The 17,246-nt window shown below is 72.3% G+C and carries 16 protein-coding genes; 8 read left to right on the top strand and 8 right to left on the bottom strand.

The annotated features are described in order from the left end of the window. The first annotated feature begins 41 nt into the window (after positions 1 to 41). The 4 genes from D3272_RS28325 (at position 42) to D3272_RS16375 (ending at position 5,351) form a co-directional block, all read left to right on the top strand. Positions 42 to 671: a cell wall hydrolase gene (locus tag D3272_RS28325; RefSeq protein ID WP_129220277.1), complete on the top strand. Its 630-nt coding sequence runs from the start codon at positions 42 to 44 to the stop codon at positions 669 to 671. A gap of 81 nt (positions 672 to 752) precedes the next feature. Then, positions 753 to 2,693, top strand: coding sequence for a DNA primase (gene dnaG, locus D3272_RS16365; RefSeq protein WP_129220278.1), 1,941 nt, complete (start codon positions 753 to 755; stop codon positions 2,691 to 2,693). Between the two features lie 154 nt (positions 2,694 to 2,847). Next, positions 2,848 to 4,899 carry an RNA polymerase sigma factor RpoD gene (rpoD, locus tag D3272_RS16370; protein WP_129220279.1) on the top strand — a complete coding sequence of 684 codons (2,052 nt, stop codon included), beginning with the start codon at positions 2,848 to 2,850 and terminating at the stop codon, positions 4,897 to 4,899. Positions 4,900 to 5,105: 206 nt separating this feature from the next. Beyond that, on the top strand, positions 5,106 to 5,351 hold the full coding sequence (locus D3272_RS16375) for a hypothetical protein (protein WP_129220280.1): 246 nt from the start codon (positions 5,106 to 5,108) through the stop codon (positions 5,349 to 5,351). A gap of 73 nt (positions 5,352 to 5,424) precedes the next feature. On the opposite strand, the gene D3272_RS16380 is transcribed toward D3272_RS16375, so the two are convergent. The 3 genes from D3272_RS16380 to D3272_RS16390 are packed head-to-tail and all read right to left on the bottom strand — an operon-like array spanning position 5,425 to position 10,204. Further along, positions 5,425 to 7,398 carry an acetyl/propionyl/methylcrotonyl-CoA carboxylase subunit alpha gene (locus tag D3272_RS16380; protein WP_129220281.1) on the bottom strand — a complete coding sequence of 658 codons (1,974 nt, stop codon included), beginning with the start codon at positions 7,396 to 7,398 and terminating at the stop codon, positions 5,425 to 5,427. Between the two features lie 2 nt (positions 7,399 to 7,400). Further along, a complete protein-coding gene (locus D3272_RS16385) occupies positions 7,401 to 9,008 on the bottom strand; it encodes a carboxyl transferase domain-containing protein (protein ID WP_129220282.1) in 1,608 nt (535 codons plus the stop codon). A 2-nt stretch (positions 9,009 to 9,010) separates the two neighbouring features. After that, positions 9,011 to 10,204: an isovaleryl-CoA dehydrogenase gene (locus D3272_RS16390; RefSeq protein WP_129220283.1), complete on the bottom strand. Its 1,194-nt coding sequence runs from the start codon at positions 10,202 to 10,204 to the stop codon at positions 9,011 to 9,013. Positions 10,205 to 10,347: 143 nt separating this feature from the next. On the opposite strand from D3272_RS16390, the gene D3272_RS16395 reads away from it, so the two are divergent. Both D3272_RS16395 and D3272_RS16400 read left to right on the top strand, forming a co-directional pair. Next, positions 10,348 to 10,818 carry a MaoC family dehydratase gene (locus D3272_RS16395; RefSeq protein WP_129220284.1) on the top strand — a complete coding sequence of 157 codons (471 nt, stop codon included), beginning with the start codon at positions 10,348 to 10,350 and terminating at the stop codon, positions 10,816 to 10,818. A 16-nt stretch (positions 10,819 to 10,834) separates the two neighbouring features. Beyond that, complete coding sequence (locus D3272_RS16400; protein ID WP_129220285.1) at positions 10,835 to 11,971, top strand: isobutyryl-CoA dehydrogenase; 1,137 nt, start codon at positions 10,835 to 10,837, stop codon at positions 11,969 to 11,971. A 33-nt stretch (positions 11,972 to 12,004) separates the two neighbouring features. Here D3272_RS16400 and D3272_RS16405 read toward each other — a convergent pair whose 3' ends face one another. Beyond that, positions 12,005 to 12,391, bottom strand: coding sequence for a type II toxin-antitoxin system VapC family toxin (locus D3272_RS16405; RefSeq protein ID WP_129220286.1), 387 nt, complete (start codon positions 12,389 to 12,391; stop codon positions 12,005 to 12,007). Next, a complete protein-coding gene (locus tag D3272_RS16410; protein ID WP_129220287.1) occupies positions 12,388 to 12,636 on the bottom strand; it encodes a type II toxin-antitoxin system VapB family antitoxin in 249 nt (82 codons plus the stop codon). The genes D3272_RS16405 and D3272_RS16410 overlap by 4 nt, the downstream gene beginning before the upstream one ends. A gap of 38 nt (positions 12,637 to 12,674) precedes the next feature. On the opposite strand from D3272_RS16410, the gene D3272_RS16415 reads away from it, so the two are divergent. Next, complete coding sequence (locus D3272_RS16415; protein ID WP_207210230.1) at positions 12,675 to 13,457, top strand: SDR family NAD(P)-dependent oxidoreductase; 783 nt, start codon at positions 12,675 to 12,677, stop codon at positions 13,455 to 13,457. 12 nt (positions 13,458 to 13,469) lie between these two features. Beyond that, positions 13,470 to 14,654: an acetyl-CoA C-acyltransferase gene (locus tag D3272_RS16420; protein WP_129220288.1), complete on the top strand. Its 1,185-nt coding sequence runs from the start codon at positions 13,470 to 13,472 to the stop codon at positions 14,652 to 14,654. A gap of 36 nt (positions 14,655 to 14,690) precedes the next feature. Here the strand turns inward: D3272_RS16420 and D3272_RS16425 are convergent, their stop codons facing one another. The 3 genes from D3272_RS16425 to D3272_RS16435 all read right to left on the bottom strand — a co-directional run bounded on the left by D3272_RS16425 (position 14,691) and on the right by D3272_RS16435 (position 17,107). Continuing rightward, entirely contained in the window at positions 14,691 to 15,725 is a 1,035-nt protein-coding gene (locus tag D3272_RS16425) for an alpha/beta hydrolase (protein WP_245496615.1), read from the bottom strand. A gap of 295 nt (positions 15,726 to 16,020) precedes the next feature. Beyond that, on the bottom strand, positions 16,021 to 16,482 hold the full coding sequence (locus tag D3272_RS16430; protein WP_129220290.1) for a GNAT family N-acetyltransferase: 462 nt from the start codon (positions 16,480 to 16,482) through the stop codon (positions 16,021 to 16,023). Between the two features lie 82 nt (positions 16,483 to 16,564). After that, complete coding sequence (locus D3272_RS16435) at positions 16,565 to 17,107, bottom strand: gamma-glutamylcyclotransferase (protein ID WP_129220291.1); 543 nt, start codon at positions 17,105 to 17,107, stop codon at positions 16,565 to 16,567. Between the last annotated feature and the right edge of the window lie 139 nt (positions 17,108 to 17,246).

A 17,246-nucleotide genomic window follows, 5' to 3' on the forward strand; every position in this document is an offset into this window, starting at 1 on the left:
TGGGCTGATGGCGCGTCGTCCCGCGTCCCGAGGTATCGCCCATGTCCCGACTGCCCGCGCTCCGGCCCTGTCTGGTCCTGGCGGGCGCGGCGCCCTGGCTGGCGGGCTGCGCCGGCACCGCCCTCACCGACCGGGACTGCATGACGCGCGTCATGTACTTCGAGTCGAACCGCTCGAGCCCGGACGGCATGCTGGCGGTCGGCACCACGGTGATGAACCGGCTGCAGTCGCCCAAATACCCCAAGAGCGTCTGCGAGGTCGTCGGCCAGCCCCACCAGTTCGCGCCCGGCGCGCTCGACAAGCCCATGGTGCCGCGGCTCGCCGCCCGCGCCTCGGCGGTGGCCGAGCGCGTGCTGGCGGGCGAGCGCCACCCCGCGCTCGGGCCCGACGCGCTGTTCTTCCACACCGCCGGCTACACGTTCCCGTACAACAACATGCATTACGTGCTGGTGGCGGGCGGCAACGCCTTCTACGAGAAGCGCAGCCCCGGCGAGATCGCCGCCCTGGCGCGCTACACGCCGCGGCCGGCCGCGCCCGAGACGCCCCGCCAGGACGGGGCGGGCTTCGGCGATGGGGCGAGCTTCGGCGATGGGGCGGCCGAACCCGCCGAGGCCCCGGCGCCGGAGGGCGACGCCCCGGAGGATGCGCGGCCCCCCGCCGGCGACGAGTGAGGGGGCTCCCGCGGTTCGTCCGCCGCGCCGCGACGGGCCGCCCCGATTGTTGCGGCACCGTGTCGGCGCTATATCGAACCCATGCGCTTCACCCCTGAGTTCCTCGAGGAGATCAAGACGCGGGTGAACGTGTCGGACGTCGTGGGCCGGCGCGTCCGCCTCAAGAAGGAGGGGCGCGAGTGGCGCGGCCTGTCGCCCTTCAACGCCGAGCGGACGCCCTCCTTCTTCGTCAACGACGCCAAGATGGCCTGGTTCGACTTCTCGTCCGGGCGCAACGGCAACATCTTCGACTTCGTCATGGCGACGGACGGGCTGTCGTTCCCCGAGGCCGTCGAGGCGCTGGCGGGGGAGGCGGGGCTCGACCTGCCGAAGGCGACCCCGGACTCCGTCGAACGGGAGAAGAAGCGTGCCGGCCTCGTCGAGGTGCTGGAGATGGCGGCGCAGTTCTTCACCGCGACGCTGAAGGGCTCGGGCGGCGCCCGGGGCCGCGACTATGTCGCGTCCCGCGGCATCGCGCCCGCCGTCCAGGCCGAGTTTCGCCTCGGCTACGCGCCGGCCGAGCGCTACGCGTTGCGCGACCACCTGGCGGGCCGCGGGGCGTCGCCCGAGGTGATGATGGAGGCGGGCCTGCTCAACCACGGCGAGGGGATCGCCGTGCCCTACGACAAGTTCCGCGACCGGGTGATCTTCCCCATCCAGGACCGGTCGGGCCGGGTGATCGCCTTCGGCGGCCGGGCGCTCGAAGCCGGCGTGCCGGCCAAGTACCTGAACTCCCCCGAAACACCGCTCTTCCACAAGGGCAAGCTGCTTTACAACCACCACCGGGCCCGCAAGCCCGCGCAGGACCGCGGCGCCGTCGTCTCGGTCGAGGGCTACATCGACGTCATCGCCATGACGGCGGCCGGCTTCCCCAATGTGGTGGCGGGCCTCGGCACGGCGCTGACCCTCGATCAGTGCGAGCTGCTCTGGCGCATGTCGCCCGAGCCGATCCTGTGCTTCGACGGCGACGGGGCCGGGCGCCGTGCCGCCGCCAAGGCGCTGGACACGGCGCTGCCGGCCATCACGCCCGAGAAGACGCTGCGCTTCGCCTTCCTGCCGGATGGCCAGGACCCGGACGACCTCGCGAAATCCGGGGGCGAAACCGCCATCGCGGCCGTGCTGGCCGGCGCCAGGCCCCTCGTCGACGTCCTGTGGGGCCGCGAGGTGGAGGCACACCCGCTCGACACGCCCGAGCGGCGTGCCGGTTTGAAGCGCCGGCTCGCCGACCTCGCCCTGCAGATCGGCGACGAGACGCTGCGCCGCTACTACCAGCAGGAACTCTATGGCCGGCTCGACGCCCTGACGGGCCCGGCGCGGCGCGGGCCGGCCTCCGGGCCGGGCCCGCGCGCCCAGCGGCCCCCGTTCCAGGCCAATGGCGCCCGGCCCCGCTTCGGCGCCCCGCCGCCGCTGCGCGGCTACCGCGGCTCGGCCCCGGCGCATCTCGGGGCCGGCTTCGCGCTGCCGGCCCAGGCCGGTCCCGGCGGTTTCGCCCGCCGCGACGTCGAGATCCTCTCCATCGTGATGAACCACCCGGCGCTGCTCGACCGGTATGCCGAGGACCTCGCCCACCTCGCGCTCGACAACCCCGACATGGCACGGCTGCGCGACACGATGGTGGGCCTGCTCGACGACCACGTGCCCGACCACGAGGGCTTCAAGGCGGCGCTCGACGCCCGCGGCGCGGGCGATCTCCGCCGCCGCGTCCAGGCCGTCGCTGACCGCGCGCCGCTCTGGTCGACCGACCCTTCCGCCGCCATCGAGGACGCCGAACTGAGTTTGCGCCAGGCCATGGCCTTGCACCGGAGGGCGCGGGAATTACATAGAGACTTGCAGGAAGCCCGCGATGCGCTCGCCAGAGACCCGTCGGAGGCGCGTTTGGCCGAACTTCGTGACATCCAGACCAGCCTTTCGGCGGTGGAGGGAACGGAGGCGATGGTCGATGGTTATGGAACCCTGTCGGGCCATAACCCTTCGGGGGACTGAGGATCCTGGCGCGTTTCCTGCGTCATGGTTAATTCGGAATTTACAGCCTTGGCCGATGGTCCTCGGCGGGACGTCAGCGGGGCCGGGGTCGGGCATGAGCACAGGATTTCAGGCGAGCGCGTCCGGCGGGGCACGCGGCCGGTCGGAGCGGACGATGGCGAAAAAGGACAACGAGAAGGTCGAAGGCGAGGGCGCCGTGGCCGAGCCTGTCGCCGACAGTCCCCTGCTCGACCTGTCCGATGCCGCCGTCAAGCGCATGATCAAGGCGGCCAAGCGCCGTGGTTTCGTCACGCATGACGAACTCAATGCCGTGCTGCCCTCGGAGGAGGTGACCTCCGACCAGATCGAGGACATCTACGCGATGCTGTCCGAGATGGGCATCAGCGTCGTCGAGAGCGAGGAAGCCGAGGAAGGCGCCGAGAAGACCGAGGACAAGGCCGAGGAGGAGGAGGAGGCCGAGGGCGGCGATCTCGTCGAGGCGCCGCGCGCCACGGCCGTCGCCACGCGCGCCTCCGAGCCCGCCGACCGCACCGACGATCCCGTGCGCATGTACCTGCGCGAGATGGGTTCGGTGGAACTGCTGTCGCGCGAGGGCGAGATCGCCATCGCCAAGCGGATCGAGGCCGGCCGCGAGGCCATGATCGCGGGCCTCTGCGAGAGCCCGCTGACCTTCCAGGCCATCATCATCTGGCGCGACGAACTCAACGACGCCAAGGTCCTGCTGCGCGAAATCATCGATCTCGAGGCCACCTACGCGGGCCCCGACGGCAAGAACACGCCCAAGATCGACATGACGGCTCCGGGCGCTCAGGAGGCGCTGGCGGCCCGCGCCGCCGCGGCGGCGCCCGCCACCGCACCCCGCAACCCGCCGCCCGGCATCGGCGGCGAGGTGCCGATCCCCGAGGAAGCCTTCGAGGACGACGACGACATGGAGAACTCCGTGTCGCTGTCCGCCATGGAGACGGAGCTGAAGCCGAAGGTGCTCGAAACCTTCGACCGCATCGCCGACGCCTACAAGAAGCTGCGCCGCCTCCAGGACCAGAACGTCGAGAACCGCCTCGGCGGCGAGACGCTCTCGCCGGCCCAGGAACGCAAGTACAAGGACCTCAAGAAGGCCGTCGTGGCCGACGTGAAGTCCCTGTCGCTCAACCAGAACCGCATCGACGCCCTGGTAGAGCAGCTCTACGACATCAACAAGAAGCTCATCGGCACCGAGCTCAAGCTGCTGCGCCTGGCGGAAAGCTGCGGCGTCGGGCGCGAGGACTTCCTGCGCAACTACCAGAATTCGGAGCTCGATCCGAAGTGGGTGCTGCGCGTGTCGAAGCTCGGCAGCCGCGGCTGGAAGGACTTCGTCGCCCGCGAGAAGGACGGCATCCACGCCCTGCGCGGCGACATCCACACGCTGTCCACCGAGACGGGCCTCGAGATCACCGAGTTCCGCAAGATCGTCCACATCGTCCAGAAGGGCGAGCGCGAGGCCCGGCAGGCCAAGAAGGAGATGGTGGAGGCGAACCTGCGCCTCGTCATCTCCATCGCCAAGAAGTACACGAACCGCGGCCTGCAGTTCCTGGACCTCATCCAGGAGGGCAACATCGGCCTGATGAAGGCCGTCGACAAGTTCGAGTACCGCCGCGGCTACAAGTTCTCGACCTACGCGACCTGGTGGATCCGGCAGGCCATCACGCGCTCGATCGCCGACCAGGCGCGCACCATCCGCATCCCGGTCCACATGATCGAGACGATCAACAAGATCGTGCGCACGTCGCGCCAGATGCTGCACGAGATCGGCCGCGAGCCGACCCCGGAGGAGCTGGCCGAGAAGCTCGCCATGCCGCTCGAGAAGGTCCGCAAGGTCCTGAAGATCGCCAAGGAGCCCATCTCGCTCGAGACCCCGGTCGGCGACGAGGAGGACACCCACCTCGGCGACTTCATCGAGGACAAGAACGCGATCCTGCCGATCGATGCCGCGATCCAGTCCAACCTGCGCGAGACCACGACCCGCGTGCTGGCCTCGCTCACCCCGCGCGAGGAGCGGGTGCTGCGCATGCGCTTCGGCATCGGCATGAACACCGACCACACGCTCGAGGAGGTCGGCCAGCAGTTCTCGGTGACGCGCGAGCGCATCCGCCAGATCGAAGCCAAGGCGTTGCGCAAGCTCAAGCACCCGTCGCGGTCGCGCAAGCTCAGGAGCTTCCTCGACAACTAGATCGGGACGGTCGGAACCCGCCGGATCGCCCCAGACGACCGAGGCCCGGGAGCGATCCCGGGCTTTTTCACGTCCGCGTCAAGGCGCCGTTCAGCACGTCCGCAGAGTCGGCCGCCGCGGGACATCCGGCACAGGACCCGTTAAGGCTGCAGGGTCCAGGCTTCCCCAGCGTCGCGGCCACCCCGCGCACAGCCACGGGGATCGACATGCCGCGCACCGAGCGACCGACGGAGGATGCCCTCGCCGAGCGGTCGTCGCGCAGCCCCGTCAGCGTGGCGATCCTGGCGGCGCTGGCCTTCGTGCCGGTCGTGGTGGCGGCGGGCTTCCTGACCGATACGGCCGCGTTTCGCTCCGCCGCCGTGCCGGGCGACATCTCGGTCCTGGCGCTGCGCGGCGTCTTCGACGGCGGACCGGGCGAACGCCCGCCCGCCCCGGCCCGCGCCGGCTTCTGACCTGGCGCGTCACCGCGCTGGCGCGTCACCGCGCTGGCGCGTCACCGCGCTGGCGCGTCACCGCGCTGGCGCGTCACCGCGCTGGCGCGAAGCCCACCAGGTCGGCGCCCTCCTCGACGAGCTCTCCGGCGGCGACCCGCACCGCCGCCACCGTCCCGTCGCGGGGTGCGGCGAGGCGCATCTGCACCTTCATGGCTTCCAGCACCACCAGCACCTGCCCGCGGTGCACGGCGTCGCCCGGCGCGCAGTCCACGGCGACGATCCGCCCGGGCATCGGCGCGACGAGGCCCTCGCCGCCCTCCCCCACCGCCGCCGGCGGCGCCAGCGGATCGACGCGGTCGAGGCGCCACGCCCTGTCCTCGGCCACGACCCAGAGGGCGTCGCCGTCGCGCACCACCGGCAGGCGCAAGCGGGCCCCGTCCACCGTCAGTGCCCCTGCCCCGGCGGGCGCGACCGCCACGGCGCCTTCCGCCAGGTCGAGCGTGAAGCCGCCGCCCGGCCCGGGCGTGGCCTCCATCGCCAGGGTGACGTCGCCGTATCGCAGCGTCACGGCATGGCGGCCGGCGCCGTCGAGGCGCCAGGCGCCCGAGCCCGCCCAGGGCGACCAGGGATCCCGGCGCGCGGCCTCGGCGGCGCGATCCTCCAGCACGGCCGCGACGGCGGCGGCCAGGACGTGCCGCGGAGGGGCGACGGGCGGCGGCGCCAGGAGGTCGGGGAACCGGCCCAGGAACCCGGTGTCGACGTCCGCGGCGGCGAAGGCCGGGTGGTCGACGATGGCGCGGAGCAGCGGCAGGTTGCTGGCGATGCCCGCCACCTCGCAGTCCCGCAGCGCGCCGGCGAGGCGGCGCAGCGCTTCGGGGCGGGTCGGCCCCCAGGCGACGAGCTTGGCCAGCATGGGGTCGTAATGGACCGTGACGGCGTCGCCCTGGCGCACGCCCGTCTCGACGCGCAGGTCCTCGCCCGGCTCCGGCCAGCGCAGGTGCAGCAGCCGGCCCGTGCCCGGGCGGTGGTCCCGCCAGGGGTCCTCGGCATAGAGGCGGACCTCGACGGCATGGCCGCGGATCGCGATCTGCTCCTGGCGCAGCGGCAGCCCGGCGCCCTCGGCGACGCGGATCTGCCAGGCCACGAGGTCCTGACCGGTGATCATCTCGGTCACGGGATGCTCGACCTGCAGGCGCGTGTTCATCTCCATGAAGAAGAAGGCCTCGTCCTCGACGATGAACTCCACCGTCCCGGCGCCCTCGTAGCCGACCGCGCGGGCGGCGTCGCAGGCGGCCCGCCCCATGGCGGCGCGGCGCTCCGGCGAAAGCTCGGGCGCCGGCGCCTCCTCGACGATCTTCTGGTGGCGCCGCTGGATCGAGCAGTCCCGCTCGAAGAGGTGGACGACCTCCCCGGCGCGGTCGGCGAAGACCTGGACCTCGATGTGGCGCGGGCGCCGGAGGTAGCGCTCCACCAGCACGCCGTCGTCCCCGAAGGCGGCCCGGGCCTCGCCGCGGGCGGAGGCCAAAGCTTCGGGGAAGTCCGCCGCGGCCTCGACGATGCGCATGCCCTTGCCGCCGCCGCCCGCCGACGCCTTGATCAGCACCGGATAGCCGATGCGCCCCGCCTCGTCGGCCAGCAGATCCGCGTCCTGGTCGAGGCCGTGGTAGCCCGGCACCAGCGGCACGCCGGCGCGCTCCATCAGCGTCTTGGCGGCCGCCTTGGACCCCATGGCGCGGATGGCGGCGGGCGGCGGGCCGATGAAGACGAGGCCGGCCGCCCTGCAGGCCTCGGCGAAATCGGCATTCTCCGACAGGAACCCGTAGCCGGGATGGACGGCGTCGGCCCCGGCGCGGACCGCCGCCGCCACGACCGCGCCGGCATCGAGGTAGCTGTCGCGCGCCGGTGCCGGGCCGATGCATTCGGCGGCATCGGCCAGCGCGACGTGGAGCGCGTCCCGGTCCGCCTCCGAGAAGACCGCGACGGTGCGGATGCCGAGGCGCCGCGCCGTGCCGATGATGCGGCAGGCGATCTCGCCGCGGTTGGCGATGAGGATGGAGCGGATCATCGTCACATCCGGAACAGGCCGAAGCGCGTCGGCTCGGGCGGCGCGTTGAGGGCGGCCGACAGCGACAGCGCCAGGGTCACGCGGGTGTCCTCGGGCGCGATGATGCCGTCGTCCCACAGGCGGGACGAGGCGTAAAAGGGGTGGCCCTGGGCCTCGTACTGCGCCTCGACCGGTGCCCGGAAGGCGGCCTCGTCCTCGGCCGACCAGGTGCCGCCCCGGGCCTCGATGCCGTCGCGCTTCACCTCCGCGAGCACGCTGGCGGCCTGGGTGCCGCCCATGACGGAGATGCGGGCATTGGGCCACATCCACAGGAAGCGGGGCGAGTAGGCCCGGCCGCACATGCCGTAGTTCCCGGCCCCGAAGGACCCGCCGACGATGACGGTGAGCTTCGGCACCGCCGCCGTCGCCACCGCCGTCACCATCTTGGCGCCGTCGCGCGCGATGCCGCCGGCCTCGTACCGGCGCCCCACCATGAAGCCCGTGATGTTCTGCAGGAACACGAGCGGCACGCCGCGCTGGGCGCAGAGCTCGACGAAATGGGCGCCCTTGCGGGCGCTGTCGCCGAACAGGATGCCGTTGTTGGCGACGATGCCGACCGGCATGCCCCAGATGCGGGCGAAGCCGGTCACGAGGGTGGGCCCGTGCAGCCGCTTGAACTCGTCGAACTCCGAGCCGTCGACGAGCCGCGCGATGATCTCGCGCGCGTCGTAGGGCTCGCGGGGGTCGCGCGGCACGACGCCGCCGAGCCCCGCGGGGTCGACCAGCGGGTCGCGCGGGGGCGCGAGGTCGAGCGCCACGCGCTTGGGCGCGTTGAACGTGCCGACGATGCGCCGGGCGATGCCGAGCGCGTGGGCGTCGCTTTCGGCGAGGTGGTCGACGACGCCGGAGGTGCGGGCGTGGAGGTCGCCGCCGCCGAGGTCCTCGGCGGTGACGATTTCGCCGGTGGCGGCCTTCACCAGGGGCGGGCCGCCGAGGAAGATCGTGCCCTGGTGGCGCACGATGACGCTCTCGTCCGCCATGGCCGGCACGTAGGCGCCCCCGGCCGTGCAGGACCCCATGACGACGGCGACCTGGGGGATGCCGGCGGCCGACATGCGCGCCTGGTTGAAGAAGATGCGGCCGAAATGCTCGCGGTCGGGGAAGACCTCGTCCTGGTTGGGCAGGTTGGCGCCGCCCGAATCCACCAGGTAGAGGCATGGCAGGCGGTTCTCCTGCGCGATCTCCTGGGCGCGCAGGTGCTTCTTCACCGTGACGGGGAAGTAGGTCCCGCCCTTCACGGTGGCGTCGTTGGCCACCACCATGCATTCGCGGCCCATGACGCGGCCGATGCCGGCCACGAGGCCGGCGGCCGGCACCTCGCCGCCGTAGAGGCCGTGGGCGGCGAGCCGGCCGATCTCGAGGAAGGGCGCGCCGGGGTCGAGCAGCGCCTCCACCCGGTCCCGCGGCAGCAGCTTGCCGCGGGCGATGTGGCGGGCCCGGGCCGCCTCCCCGCCGCCCTCGCGGATGCGCGCCGCCGTGGCGCGCAGCTCCGCGACGAGGCCCGCCATGTGCTCGGCATTGTCGCGAAAGGCGGCCGACCGCGGGTCGAGGGCGCTGGCCAGCATCGTCATCGTCAGGCCGTCTCGTCGAACAATTCGCGGCCGATCAGCATGCGCCGGATCTCGCTCGTGCCGGCGCCGATCTCGTAGAGCTTGGCGTCGCGGAGCAGGCGCCCGGTCGGATAGTCGGAGGTGTAGCCGTTGCCGCCGAGGCACTGGATCGCCTCCAGCGCCATCCAGGTCGCCCTCTCGGCCGCGTAGAGGATGGCCCCGGCCGCGTCCTTGCGGGTCGTGCGGCCGCGGTCGCAGGCCTTGGCCACGGCATAGACGTAGGCCTTGGCGGCGTTCATCGTCGTGTGCATGTCGGCGAGCTTGGCCTGCATGAGCTGGAACTCGCCGATGGCCCGGCCGAACTGCCGGCGCTCGTGCACGTAGGGCAGCACGGCGTCCATGCAGGCCTGCATGATGCCGAGCGGGCCGGCGGCCAGCACGGCACGCTCGTAGTCGAGCCCCGACATGAGCACGTTGACGCCGCGGCCGACCTCGCCGAGCACGTTCTCGGCCGGCACCTCGCAATCGACGAAGACGAGTTCGCAGGTGTTGGAGCCCCGCATGCCGAGCTTGTCGAGCTTGGGCGCGGTGGAGAAGCCGGCGAAACCGCGCTCCACCAGAAAGGCCGTGATGCCGCGGGACCCGGCCTCGGGCTCGGTCTTGGCATAGACCACCAGCACGTCGGCATCGGGGCCGTTGGTGATCCACATCTTGGAGCCGTTGATGACGTAGCGGTCGCCGCGCCGCTCGGCCCGGGTCCGCATCGAGACGACGTCGGACCCCGCCCCCGGCTCGCTCATGGCCAGGGCGCCGACGTGGTCGCCCGACACGAGCCGCCCGAGATAGCGCTCCTTCTGGTCGTCGTTGCCGTTGCGGTGGATCTGGTTGACGCAAAGGTTGGAATGGGCGCCGTAGCTCAGGCCGACCGAGGCCGAGGCGCGGGAAATCTCCTCCATGGCGACCACGTGCTCGAGGTAGCCGAGGCCCGCCCCGCCATAGCGCTCGTCGACCGTGACGCCGAGCACGCCGAGGTCGCCCATCTTGGCCCAAAGGTCCGGCGGGAAGGCGTTGTCGCGGTCGATGGCGGCGGCGCGCGGGGCGATCTCGTGTTCGGCGAAGCTGCGCACCTGGTCGCGGATCATGTCGGCATCGTCGCCGAGGTCGAAGTCGAGCGTCGCGCGGCTGTTGGAGCCGCAGCTGTTGGAGCCCTGGACCATCGTCGCATCCCCCCGCCTGCGGCGGGTTGTCTGGCCCGCTCTGTTGCCGACCGACCGCCGTCGCAGGCACACTACCCTAAAGCGCTTCGCCGCCTCCCGCCAAGACGGGATCGGCGGGCGCGGGAAGCGCAGGAGGACGCGCGATGCCGGGGCTCTATTTCGACCAGCTGTCCGTCGGCCAGCTGTTCCGCCACGTGTTGCGGCGAACCGTGACGGAGACCGACAATGTCTGGTTCAGCGCCATCACCCACAACCCGTCACTGCTGCACCTCGACGAGGACTATTGCCGGGAACAGACCGAATTCGGCCGGCGCATCGTCAACAGCGCCTTCACGCTCGCCCTGATGGTGGGCATCTCGGTGGGCGACACGACGCTCGGCACCGCCATCGCCAACCTCGGCTGGGACGAGGTCCGCTTTCCGAAGCCGCTGTTCCACGGCGACACGGTGCGGGTGGAGACCGAGGTGGCGGAGCTGCGCGAGAGCAGGTCCCGGCCCAACGCCGGGATCGTCACCTTCGTCCACCGTGCGTATAACCAGCACGGCGACCTCGTCGCCAGCTGCCGCCGCACCGGGCTGCAGCTCAAGAGCCCGGCCGACGCGGCCGAGGCCTGATCCGGGGAGGGGCGCCATGGCGGACGACGACGAGGGCGACATCCGCGCCATGGCGCTGGCCTTCGCGCGGGAGCGCATCGCGCCCCACGCCCTCGACTGGGACCGCGACAAGCACTTCCCCGTCGACGTGATCCGGGCGTCGGCGGCGCTCGGCATGGCGGGGCTCTACGTGGCGGAGGACGTCGGCGGCTCCGGGCTGACGCGGCTCCAGGCCGCCGTGGTGTTCGAGGCGCTGGCGCAGGGCTGCCCGACGGTCGCGGCCTTCATCTCCATCCACAACATGTGCGCCTGGATGATCGACACGTTCGGCGACTCGGACCAGCGCCGGCGCTGGCTGCCGATGCTGTGCCGCATGGACCGGCTCGCCTCCTACTGCCTGACCGAGCCGGGCTCGGGCTCGGATGCCGCGGCGCTGCGCACCCGCGCGGTGCGGGACGGCGACCATTACGTGCTCGACGGCCAGAAGCAGTTCATCTCGGGGGCGGGCAACCCGGACGATTTCTACGTCGTGATGGCGCGGACCGGCGGCGAGGGCCCGTCCGGCATCTCGGCCATCGTGGTCGAGGGCGGCACGCCCGGCCTGTCCTTCGGCGCCGACGAGCGCAAGATGGGCTGGAACGCCCAGCCGACGCGGGCGGTGATGTTCGAAAACTGCCGCGTGCCGGTGTCGAACCGCCTCGGCCCCGAGGGCGAGGGCTTCCGCTACGCCATGCGGGGCCTCGACGGCGGGCGCCTCAACATCGCGGCCTGTTCGCTCGGCGGCGCCCAGGCGGCCTTCGACAAGGCGCTGGCCTACATGGCGGAGCGGCAAACCTTCGGGAAGCGCCTCGACGCCTACCAGGCGCTGCAGTTCCGCCTGGCCGACATGGCCACCGACCTCGAAGCCTCCCGGGCGCTGCTCCACCGCGCCGCCCGGGCGCTCGACGTTGGCGCTCCCGACGCCACGCGCCTCTGCGCCATGGCCAAGCGCTTCGTCACCGACGCGGGCTCGCGCGTCGCCGACGAGGCGCTGCAGCTCCACGGCGGCTACGGCTACCTCAGCGACTACGGCGTCGAGAAGATCGTCCGGGACCTCAGGGTGCACCGCATCCTCGAGGGCACCAACGAGATCATGCGGATGATCGTGGCGCGGTCGATCCTGGCGGAGCGATGAGGCGCGGGGGTCGAGAACGGCCGCACGCGCGCCTCACCCGCCCTGGATGTCCGTCTCGCCGAAGTCGTTGCCCTTGAACAGCAGCGGCTCGCCCCTGGACTTCGCCAAGGCGTAGGCGAAACAGTCGCCGAAGTTCAGACCGGCCCTGTGCCGACCCTTGCCGAAATCCAGGAAGGCCTGGCGCGCCAGTTGGCCGTGTTCGACGGTCACCGGTTCGATGACGAGCCCGGCGCGCTGAATGAAGGCTTCGGCCTGCCGCATCCCCTCGGGGCCGAGTTGGCTCTCGATCACCATCGACAGCTCGACATAGGTGGCGACGCTGATGCGGCACACCGCGGCGGCGTGGATGCGCCGCGCGAAGTCAGCCGCCTCGGGCTCTCGGTACAGGATCGCGACCAGCGCCGAGGTGTCGACGATCACCGTGGCAGACCCTGGGCGTCGTAGAGCAGGTCGGCATGATCGACAGGAGGGCGCTTCACGAGCGCGGCAGCCCGGTCGGCGATCGCCAGCAGGTCCTCGACGCTGGCCCGCCCCTTGCGCCGCTCGATCTCCGCATGGCGCTCGCGCAGCGCTTCGACGACCACGCGGGTCATGCTCTCGCCGGTGGCGCGGGCGATGGCCTGGGCCAAGCGGTGCGCTTCGGGATCCTTGACGTTCAGGCCCATCGATGATGTCTTTCTAGAAAACAGGACGTCGGTCTACCATGCTAATGCACGACCCGGACGGCACCAAGCGCGTCTTCATGGTCACGGGAGCCGGCTCCGGGCTCGGCGCCGCGACGGCGCGGGCGATCGCGGAGGCCGGCGGCCGCGTCGTGCTGGTCGACCGGGCGCGCGAGGCCGGGGCGGCGCTGGCGGCCGGGATCGGTCCCGCGGCCCGGTTCGCCGCGGCCGACGTCACCGACGCGGCCGAGGTCGCGGCGGCGGTCGACCTCGCCGTCGCGGAGTTCGGCGCTCTGCACGGCCTCGTCAACTGCGCCGGCGTGGCGCCGGCCGAGCGCATCCTCGGGCGGGACGGGCCGCACGAACTCGACGCTTTCGCCCGCACGGTCTCGATCAACCTCGTCGGCACCTTCAACGCCCTGCGCCTCGCCGCCGCCGCCATGGCGCGCAACGCGCCGGAGGCGGAGGGCGAGCGCGGCGTGATCGTCAACACCGCCTCGGTGGCGGCCTTCGACGGGCAGATCGGCCAGGCCGCCTATGCGGCCTCGAAGGGCGGCGTCGCGGCCCTGACGCTGCCGGCGGCGCGGGACCTCGCCCGCCACGGCATCCGCGTCGTCGCGGTCGCGCCCGGCATTTTCGAGACGCCCATGCTGGCCGCCATGCCGGAGGCCGTGCGCGAGTCCCTCGGCCAGGGCGTGCCCTTCCCGCCGCGGCTCGGGCGGCCGCAGGAATTTGCCGCGCTGGTGCTGCACGTCATCGGCAACACCATGCTGAACGGCGAAACCATCCGGCTCGACGGCGCGCTCCGCATGGCGCCGAAATAGGGAGATCCCGGCATGGCAGACCCGGTCGTCATCGTGGGCGCGGCCCGCACCCCCCTGGGGGCCTTCCAGGGCGGGCTCGCCGCCGCCACGGCACCGGAGCTCGGTGCCGCCGCCATCCGGGCCGCGGTGGCGCGCGCCGGGATGGCGCCCGCGGCGGTCGACGAGGTGCTGATGGGCTGCGTGCTGCCGGCCGGGCTCGGCCAGGCCCCGGCCCGGCAGGCGGCGCTCGGGGCCGGCCTGCCGCTCGCCGCCGCCTGCACCACCGTCAACAAGATGTGCGGCTCGGGCATGAAGGCCACCATGCTGGGCCACGACCTGCTGGTGGCGGGCAGCGCCGAGGCCGTGGTGGCGGGCGGCACCGAGAGCATGTCCAACGCCCCCTACCTGCTCGACCGCGCCCGCGCCGGCTACCGCATGGGCCACGGCCGGGTGCTGGACCACATGTTCCTCGACGGGCTGGAGGACGCCTACGACCGCGGGCGCCTGATGGGGAGCTTCGCCGAGGACTGCGCCGGCACGCTGGCGATCTCCCGCGCCGACCAGGACGCCTATGCGCTGGAATCGCTGCGCCGGGCCCGCGCCGCCCAGGCCGAGGGCGCCTTCGCCGACGAGATCGTGCCCGTCGCCGTCAAGGCCGGGCGGGCCGAGCGGCAGGTTTCGGAGGACGAGGGGCCCGGCCGGGCCGACCCGGAACGGATCCCGGCGCTGAAGCCCGCCTTCCGCGAGGGCGGCACCGTGACGGCCGCCAATGCCTCGTCGATCTCGGACGGGGCGGCGGCGCTGGTGCTGATGCGGCGTTCCAGCGCCGAGCGGCACGGGCTGCGGCCCCTCGCCGCCATCGTCGGCCACGCCTCCTTCGCCCACGAACCCGCGCTGTTTCCCACCGCGCCGGTCGGCGCGCTGAAGCGCCTGTCGGAGCGGACCGGCTGGGCGCTCGGCGACGTCGACCTCTTCGAGATCAACGAGGCCTTCGCGGTCGTGGCGCTGGCCGCCATGCGGGCGCTGGACCTGCCGCACGAACGCGTCAACGTCCACGGCGGCGCCTGCGCGCTCGGCCACCCGATCGGCGCCTCGGGCGCCCGCATCCTGGTCACGCTGCTCCACGCGCTGCGCCGCCGGGGGCTCGTGCGCGGCATGGCGGCGCTGTGCATCGGGGGCGGAGAGGCCACGGCGATGGCGCTGGAGGTGATGGCGTAGGAGGCCGGGCCACGATGTGGCGCCGGCCCCCCCGGGTCACCGCCCGAGGTGCCGGCCGAAGAAGGCGGCGATCTCGGTGAAGGCTTCGCGCGTCTCCGGGACGCGGTCGTCGAACTGGTACTGGGCGTGGGACTCGCCCTCGTAGACGTTGAGGTCCGCCTCGACGCCGGCCCGCCTGAGCTTGCGGTGGACCCGTACCGTGTTGCTGAGCAGCTGGTCGCGCGTGCCGGTCGTCAGGATGGCGGGCGGGAAGCCGGTCATGTCGGCGTAGACGGGCGACAGGAGCGGGTCCCTCATGTCGTGGCCGTGGGCGTAGAAGGCCGCGGCGTCGTCGCAGAAGCCGCTCGGCGACACCAGCACGTTGTCGACGAATTCGTTGGTGTAGAAGCTGTCGCCGGTCTTGGTCACGTCGGCCATCGGCGTACCCGGGGCGATCGCCCCCGGCATCGGCAGGCCGTCCTGCTTGGCCTTGGCGACCATCTCCAGCACCAGCGCGCCGCCCGCCGAGGTGCCCTCGATGGCGACGTTGCGCGGCGAGGTCGTCTTGATCGTGTCCCGGTAGACCGCCATGGCGTCGTCGAGCGCCGCCGGGAAATAGGCGTCGGGCGGCATGCGGTAGTCCACGGCGATCACCTTGTAGCCGCCGAAGCCCGCCATCATCAGGGCTTCCGTCGTGCCGGACTCGCCCGGGAAGTAGACGTAGCATCCCCCGTGCACGTGGATCACCACCTTGTCGGCGTTGGCGGGCGGGATGGTGTCGGGCGTCACCACCGTCACCTTGACGCCCGCGATCGTGCCGGGCTCGGACTTCACGTGCAGGCGCTCGCGCATCGCCGGCAGACCGGGCACCACGCCGGCGGCGATCTTCTCCGCCATGGCGCGCCATTCCGCGCCGGTCTTGGGGTGAAAATTCCAATCGGGGTTCAACGGCTTGGCGATGAAGGCCTGCATCTGCGGGCTGATGTCGGCCGTCGGGACCGCCAGGACCTTGGCGGGAACCGACAGCGGAGGGGCGTCGGCGGCCCGTGCCACCCCGGTCAAGGCCGCCGCGGCCAGCACGGCAACGGCCATCGTTCTCGTCGGCACCATGGTGTTCCCCCCGTCCGTGGTGGATCTGTCGTCCACGAAGCCCGAGTGCAGCACAGAATGATTGCGGTGTCATCAGCCGGATCCGGCCGGCGGCGGCGGACCCGCCCGCAGGGCCGAGCGGCGTGTCGCGCCTGCCGCGCGTCGGGACAGCGGGCCGGACGCCGGTCGGGTCGGCAGCGAGGCATAGTCGAGCCCGGCCGGGTGGGTCAGCCCGTCGAAGAGCACGCCGCCGAAGCCGATCGGCCGGGCTCTGCGGGCGGCGCGAAGCCCGGCGCGCTCACGGGCTGCGGTCGAGCGCCTTGCGCATGTAAACCCGCCGCAGCCCTTTCTCCTCGACCCGGCGCGTCTCCGAGTAGCCGATGCGCGTGTAGAGCGCGATGTTCTCCGTCATCGCCTCGTTGGTGTAGAGCTCGATCGCGTCGTATCCGGCCTCGATCGCCATGCGCTCCGCGCGGTCCAGCATCAGGCGGCCCAGCCCCGAACCCTGGGCGGCGGGCGCGACCGCGATGTTGTCGAGCAGCATCGCGTCGTCCTGCGGAAGAAGGACGACGAGACCCAGCACGAGGCCGTCGCGCTCGGCGACGTGGACACGGGCCTCGCCGATCAACGCGGCATAGTCGTCGAGGAGCGGGCCGGGCTCGCGCCCGATGCGGACGACGTAGTGGCGATACGCAGCCTGCACGATCTCTTGGACCGCCGCGAGGTCGTGCCGGGTGGCGGGGCGGATGCGCGATGTCATGACGCCATGCTGCCACGGCCGGAGGCGCCTGGAAACGACCGGCAAGGTGCGGGATCGCGAGAGCCGCACGGCAGGCCGGCGGTCACCCGGCCCCGTCGAGCCGGCGCAGCACGGCCGCCAGCCTGTCGTCGCGGATGCCCATGGCGACGAGGTGCTGCTGCGTGTTGCGGAGGTAGTCGATGTTGGGGCCGCCGGTGCCGTGGCCCTGGGCCACGTGGCGCACCACCGCGTCCTCGTCGAGCGTGCCGGCATATTGGGCATGGCCGCGCAACGCCACATAGGCGACGGCCGCCAGCCTGCGGCCGTCCGCGAGGCGCACCGGCGCCGCAATCTCCGCATAGACCCCCGAGATCAGCTCGCGGCGCCGCACGGCATCCAGGGTTGCGGCCCGCGCCGGGGCTGCGATACGGAAGCATTGTCCGACGCAGGAGCCGCCGCGGTCGAGCCCGAGGACGAGGCCAGGGCGTCGCTCGGTGCCGCGGTGGTGGTGCGAATAGATGCAGAGGGCCCGATGATAGCCGAACAGCCGTGCCCTGACGCGCTCCTCGAAGCCGAAATCCGGCCGCCACATCAAAGACCCATAGGCGAAGATCCACAGATCGCCGCCCTCCTCGCCCACCGCCATCGCGCCCACCCCCGCTTCAGCGCCTTCCCGAACAGATCTGCGTGGGTCGGCCCACGGATCTCCGCGTCCGCCGACAGGGTCGAGACGCAGGACGGCATGGGCGGGCCCCCGCCGTCCTGCTTAGGCCGGTTCGCACCCC

Origin of the sequence: Lichenibacterium ramalinae (assembly GCF_004137085.1) — a bacterium.
Taxonomy (GTDB): Bacteria; Pseudomonadota; Alphaproteobacteria; order Rhizobiales; family Beijerinckiaceae; genus Lichenihabitans; species Lichenihabitans ramalinae.